The organism is Candidatus Paceibacterota bacterium, from assembly GCA_041661305.1.
In the GTDB taxonomy this organism is placed as follows: domain Bacteria; phylum Patescibacteriota; class Minisyncoccia; order Phycocordibacterales; family VMEP01; genus VMEP01.
Map to the genome: position 1 here is coordinate 1 of JBAZUR010000004.1, position 1549 is coordinate 1549.

3 protein-coding genes are annotated in these 1549 nt (G+C 46.4%); all 3 read left to right on the top strand.

The window, feature by feature from the left end; genetic code table 11:
• Nucleotides 1-677 (top strand): Holliday junction branch migration DNA helicase RuvB (gene ruvB, locus WC724_03565; GenBank protein MFA6078066.1); only part of this gene is annotated, 677 nt, incomplete at its 5' end.
• Between the two features lie 78 nt (nt 678-755).
• Nucleotides 756-1286, top strand: a complete 531-nt coding sequence (locus WC724_03570; protein ID MFA6078067.1) for a YebC/PmpR family DNA-binding transcriptional regulator — start codon at nt 756-758, stop codon at nt 1284-1286.
• 8 nt (nt 1287-1294) lie between these two features.
• The coding region (locus WC724_03575; GenBank protein MFA6078068.1) for a crossover junction endodeoxyribonuclease RuvC at nt 1295-1549 on the top strand (255 nt) is incomplete at its 3' end.

The window sequence follows — 1549 nt, forward strand, 5'->3', positions numbered from 1 at the left end:
TTAATAAAACAATCGAGGAGGTCCTCTACCCCGCAATGGAGTCAGGGGTTCTTGATATTATCATCGGCAAAGGTCCCTCTGCGCGCACAATACAGCTTGATCTCCCTCCGTTTACCATGATCGCGGCCACAACACGAATTGCTCTTCTTTCCGCCCCACTTCGTTCGCGATTTTCAGGTGGAACTTTTAGACTTGAGTTTTATACCGATGAAGAAATCGAAAAAATTGTTAAGCGCTCTGCCGGCATCCTTGGTGTTACTCTTCTGGACAACGCCGCTCGTCATATTGCAGAGAGAAGTCGCGCAACGCCGCGTACCGCAAACTATCTTTTGAAGCGCGCCCGCGACTACGCACAAGTGAACAAAAGCGACCTTTCTACCACTTCTGTTGCTGAAGCGCTTGCCCTACTTGAAATTGACCATTTTGGGTTGTCCGCGCTTGATCGAAAGATTCTTGAGACAATAATTACAAAGTTCAATGGCGGCCCTGTTGGTTTGGGGACTATTGCTGCGGCCCTGTCCGAAGAAACAGCAACAATTGAAGAGGTGAACGAGCCATATCTCATTCAGCGCGGGCTTTTAGAAAGAACAGCGCGAGGACGAGTTGCCACCCCGCTCGCATACGAGCATTTAGGGCTTGAGTATCCTGAGAATTTAGCAAAAAAACTTTTTGCATAATACTGATGTCTTGTATTTTTGTTAAGTTGTTTCTTGATGATTTTTTCGGTATGCTGACACCATAAATACACAAATGTTATGTCCGGACACAATAAATGGTCACAAATAAAGAACAAGAAGGCAATTACCGACGGGAAGAGGAGTAAAATTTTGGGTAAATATTCAAAGCTAATCGCGCTTGAGGCAAAAAAATCCGCGGGCAATATGGCCTCTGCGGGGCTTCGTGCGGTGATCGAACGTGCGCGCAAAGACAACATGTCGAGCGACCTTATTGACCGTGCGGTAAAAAAAGGAGCAGGAGGAGATGCTGGTAATATGGAGGCGGTGCTCTATGAAGCATACGGCCCCGGAGGTTGCGCAATTATTATTGAAGGACTTACCGATAACAAAAATCGCACCGTTGCTGAAATAAAACACTTACTATCTAAACGAGGGCTTGCGCTTGCTGGCCAAGGTGCTGCAATTTGGGCGTTTGCAAAAACGGCAGAGGGTTTTGAACCACAAACGACTGTTGCTCTTTCAGACGAAGACGGGGCATCGCTTTCTGCTCTTCTTGAGGAGCTCGATGATCACGACGATGTGCAGGAGGTGTACACAAACGCAGAATAACCTATAAAATGCGAATCATTGCGATTGACCCCGGTTATGAACGTCTTGGTGTCGCTATCTTAGAGCGTCAGCCAAAGATTAAGGAAAAAATTATTTTTTCAGAGTGTTACAAAACAAAGGCCTCGCTTTCCTTTGTTGAAAGGCTCGAACTTATCGGAAAAGAGGTCGCTCGCGTGATAGAGGAGTTTTCACCGGAGGCGCTCGCTATTGAAAATTTATTTATCGAAACAAACCAGAAAACTGCTATGCGAGTGGCAGAGGTC

Bases quoted from the DNA above. Each gene is read 5' to 3' on its own strand.
- WC724_03570 (MFA6078067.1), top strand. From the start codon at position 756: ATGTCCGGACACAATAAATGGTCACAAATAAAGAACAAGAAGGCAATT.